A 4,321-nucleotide genomic window follows, 5' to 3' on the forward strand; every position below is an offset into this window, starting at 1 on the left:
TCAATATGCTTTTAAAAATTTATATTATTAACATAATACACCTTATACGAAATGCTCGAAAAATTCCCTTTTAAAACAATGTTTTATGTAATTCAAAAAAGCCTAAGCAGTCACTCTTAGGCTTTTTTAGCAATTTTTCATGTTCCACGATCAATAAGTAAGCAATGTTCCACGGTTTTGTTCAGTTTTAATAAACCTTATCCGGTTTTTTGGTGAGTCATTATTTCATGTGCTTGCACTGAAATTGGCTCATCAAAAAATTGGAGTCCTGGCTAACCATAGGGAAGGAAAAAACGGCTCAGGAAGCCCCTCTTTTTAGGCTCAGGCTCAACGTGTTCAGGGACAGGGATACGTTTGTTCTCTGGAGTAGTCAATCCGTCCTCTTTAACCTGCTTTAACTGAATATTTGTTGCCATATCAGTTGGATTTGGCGAAGTATTACTTTCAATATTCTCTTTATTAGGTTCACTACTAGCTTTAGGTGGCTTCATTTCAATTAGTGTAAGAAGCGTATCGATACGAGCATTAGCTTTATTCTCTCTATCTTCTGCTTTTTCTAATTGTTTCTTTAAAAAGTCGATCTGATTTTTTAACTCTACTACTGTTTTATCAGTGTATTTGGGCGTATCCGGATTCTGTATTAGAGACGTATCAATACGTTTTGACTGTTTTCCAGAAAACGGTTCACCATATACACGCAATAATTCTGAAAAGTCTATAAAGCCATCATGATCACGGCTTAATACCCCATTTTTTATATCTTTATAAAGTGTCGCTCTAGATTTTTTATACAGTGTAGCAGCATCACTAACACTGTATTTTGTACTTGTTTTCATAGTGTATTACTGTGTATTTAAGATACGTATTAGGGAATACAATAAGTGTATTCTTCAATACACTCAAGGTTTGAAACCTAAGTTCCTTAAGTAAGGTAAAAACTGCTTCTGTTGTTTTGGATCTCTAAGTTTTTCCTTGATTTTTGAAGCCAATATTTCATAGCTCTCACCCTCACGTGCTAGATGAGAAAATTCATGTAGACGCGATAGTTGATTACCAAACATATTGATTTGAGCATCTGTTAGCTTATAGAACTCTTTCGGTATATCTGTACTTTCATGGCTAATACTTTTTGTTTTCTCTTTAAAAGAAAAAGTAATGTGAGTAACTTTACGACCTGTTTTTTTCTGCTCATACGTCACACGTAAAGGGCTGTATTCATTTATTTGATCTACAGCAGTATCAATTACTCTTTTTTTAAAGTCAGCAAATAGCGGATATTTTTTACCTAGTTCCAGCATAGTTCGTAGATTCTCAACAGAGATTTCACGCTTACCTATTTGTCTGTATTGCACCAGTAACTCATAAATACGGATACCGTACCCACTGTTGATACCTGCGATATCAGATAGAGCATATTTTGTAAATTCTCTACTTAGGTTGGATATAAAAGGCAAAATTGGTTTTGAAAAGCGAATACCAATGACACTTTGACTATCTAAAAACTGAACCTCTTGTACCCATCTCATTTTGATAGATTTATCGTCCACAGAGAGGTTGATAGACCTTTCATAAAGTCTATTAATCCCTTCTTTTAAATCTCTATAGGCTGTTTTCTCGTGTACTCCTAGGAGCTGTAATTCATTAACACTCACTGGGTATAACTCATCATCTGTGATGGGTTGATTCTTTGGAATACGTGAAATGGCTGCTAAGACAATACGTTGCTCTACAGCACTTAATTGATATGAAGCTTCTATAACTTGATTTGATTTTACAACTTGATTCTTATCCAAAATAAAACCATTTAATTTTTAATATATGACAAATATATACTTGTCATAGTTAGTAGTCAATCCGTCATAGTTAAGTAGTCAATCCGTCATAGTTAGTAGTCAATCCGTCATAGTTAGTAGTCAATCCGTCATATTTAAATGCTGAAACCATTGCTACTAAAGGCATACAGAGGGCTGAAAAGATTTAAAAGATTTAAAAATAATTAAAAAAGGAAATTTGAAAAATTGCCCTTGGTTTTCGCTTCGCTCAAACTCTATTGAATCTCGCTTTCGCTCGATTCGTCGGGGCAATTTTTGGTTCATATTTTCGTGACTTTTAAAAAAAGCAAAAGCAACTCGGAATTCGCTTCGCTCATGAGCTTTTTTTCTCGCTACGCTCGGTTTAGGAATCAAACTTGGAAAGTTCGCACCCATTCGGGATGCTCTGATATGCAGGTGATTGATGGATAGGGAGCTTGTAATCAGGGAAAGGAAAGGGCAAATTTTCTCAGTTCGCTCGTAGACACTCGCTCTGTTTATCGACTCATGCCACGAGATTTCATTTTAGGCGCATGTTGCTGTGCTTTGAGCTGTTGTTCTTGTCTGAGTTTCATTTGTTGTTCTGCTTTGATCTCATTCACACATTTCTTAATAACTTGATAGGTTGAGTATAGAGTTTGGTATTGCTTGGCTTTGGCCGGATGTTGTTGTTGGTACTGCTTCCAGGCATGTTCTTTGAACTTTTCATTTTCCAATAAATCCTTCACACCATGTTTTTTCTGGTGTTCATGCTGACCTTTTAGCTTTTTGTGTTCCTGATAAATCTCGTCACGTTGGGCTTCCCAGGCTTTTTTTCCAAACAGTAAGGGTTTGTTCTGGGTTAATTCGTTGTGTTGATCGACCAGGCTTTGCAATTTGTCATAACTTTGCTTGAGTCGGCTCTTCACGATGTCCTGGGCGAGCTGCTGATTGAACTCGTTTTCATGTTTTTGCATCTTGCCGAAGGTATTTTCGGCCTTTTTAAAAACATCCTGCATAAATTCTAGGTCTAGATTCGCGTCTTTTGCGCTGATTTCGCGATTTAGCACTTTGCCAAGGGTTTCCCTCTGTTTTTCCTCAAATAGGGCTTTTTCGTCAATTGGTGGCGTTTTAGCGCTATTTTTGATTTGGATCTGCTGTTCAGTTTTCAGTGTGCTGAGTTTGATCTCATTTTCAGCAATCAGCAGATCCATATTTTTGCCGTATTGCAGCTGTGCCTGATTTCTCTGTTTGATTTCATCATTGCTTCGGCTGATTTCGGTCTCAATCCCTTTTCGGCGCAGTTCGGTGACTTTAGGCCCTTCGTGCAGGGTGGCTTCCAGACCATTCTCCTGGTCCTTGTAGCTGCGGTGGTCGACTCGGGCGGTGTATCCGGCCATGTCCAGGTGCATATTGCAGATATCGGCAAAGTGTTTGCGCCAGTGTTCGATTTCTCCACTGTGTTTCTGATCCAGTTCCCGGGTTTTCTCGGTAAAACCTTCTGGCGTGAGTTTACGTGTGCTCATCAGGATATGGGCGTGATAATTGCGCTCATCACTGCCGGATCCGGTATGTGGTGCATGGATGCAGGCATCGACGGCTATTTGGTGTCTTTCCACGATGCTGGCACATAATTCTTCGAGCATGGCCAGACGTTGTTCCTGGTTTAATTCACTTGGAAAGGCAATTTCAAATTCCCGGGCCACTGTTGAGTTTTTTCTGGTTTCTCTTTGTTCGACTTCGTTCCAGAGTTTTTCTCGGTTTTTTAAATGTTCTGGTGCGCCTTCGGGTAAGTAAATCTCTTTGTATTCCACCCCGGTTTTTCGGCTGTAGTCATGTTCTCGGCCTTCACGTTCACAATAGATCTTTTCACCTGCCCGATAGGCAATCGCAGCAGTGGCGGATCGCCCTGCTGATCGTGCTACGGTTTTGACTGAAAAGTGGTAAATCGCCATGCTTGTTTTTCGCTTTTAAATTTTCACGTAGTGAAATACAACCGTGGATACGGTTGTTGGGGTATTGGGGGAACCCCAATCGGACTTGCAAACGAAGTTTGCATAAGTGCGCTCTTCGAGGAAAACATTACTATACATATAGCACCTTGAATGCAGATTCAAGTGCGCTTATGTTAGGGATGGTTTCCCAGGATGATGGTATTGGATTAATGAGCGTTACTGAAACACTAGACAGCAAAATTAAGGCACAGGAAGAAAAGCTAAAGCAGTTAAAGGCTCAAAGACAGGCAGCACTGGCAAGAGAACGTGCTAAAGAGAAAGAACAGGCTCGAAAGGATGATACCAGACGCAAGATTTTAATTGGATCCTGTATGCTAAGAATCACCGAAGGAGATGAACAGGCCAAAGCTAAACTAATTGCTCAGATGGATAAATATTTAACAGATGAACGTGACCGGAAGTTGTTTAATTTATAATTCTTTGGATAGCTTTTTTATATAAACATTTAATTTAAAAGTTAATAGGACTTACGCAGTATTATTTATAGATTCTCTGTGGTAGCAGATGATTTTTATC

General features: G+C 38.9%; 4 protein-coding genes. 1 reads left to right on the top strand and 3 read right to left on the bottom strand.

The window, feature by feature from the left end:
- Positions 1-272 precede the first annotated feature (272 nt).
- From RWO85_RS09740 to mobQ, 3 genes are all read right to left on the bottom strand, one after another.
- The gene (locus RWO85_RS09740; RefSeq protein ID WP_258584273.1) at positions 273-836 is read right to left on the bottom strand and encodes a plasmid replication DNA-binding protein; all 564 of its coding nucleotides are present in this window, start codon (positions 834-836) and stop codon (positions 273-275) included.
- A gap of 63 nt (positions 837-899) precedes the next feature.
- Positions 900-1,793: a replication initiation protein RepM gene (gene repM, locus RWO85_RS09745; RefSeq protein ID WP_258584275.1), complete on the bottom strand. Its 894-nt coding sequence runs from the start codon at positions 1,791-1,793 to the stop codon at positions 900-902.
- A 515-nt stretch (positions 1,794-2,308) separates the two neighbouring features.
- Positions 2,309-3,745 carry a MobQ family relaxase gene (gene mobQ, locus RWO85_RS09750; protein ID WP_258584274.1) on the bottom strand — a complete coding sequence of 479 codons (1,437 nt, stop codon included), beginning with the start codon at positions 3,743-3,745 and terminating at the stop codon, positions 2,309-2,311.
- Between the two features lie 209 nt (positions 3,746-3,954).
- Between mobQ and RWO85_RS09755 the strand changes: the two genes are divergently transcribed.
- Positions 3,955-4,221: a mobilization protein gene (locus tag RWO85_RS09755; protein ID WP_146747338.1), complete on the top strand. Its 267-nt coding sequence runs from the start codon at positions 3,955-3,957 to the stop codon at positions 4,219-4,221.
- Positions 4,222-4,321 lie beyond the last annotated feature (100 nt).

The organism is uncultured Streptococcus sp. (assembly GCF_963521865.1).
GTDB lineage: Bacteria > Bacillota > Bacilli > Lactobacillales > Streptococcaceae > Streptococcus.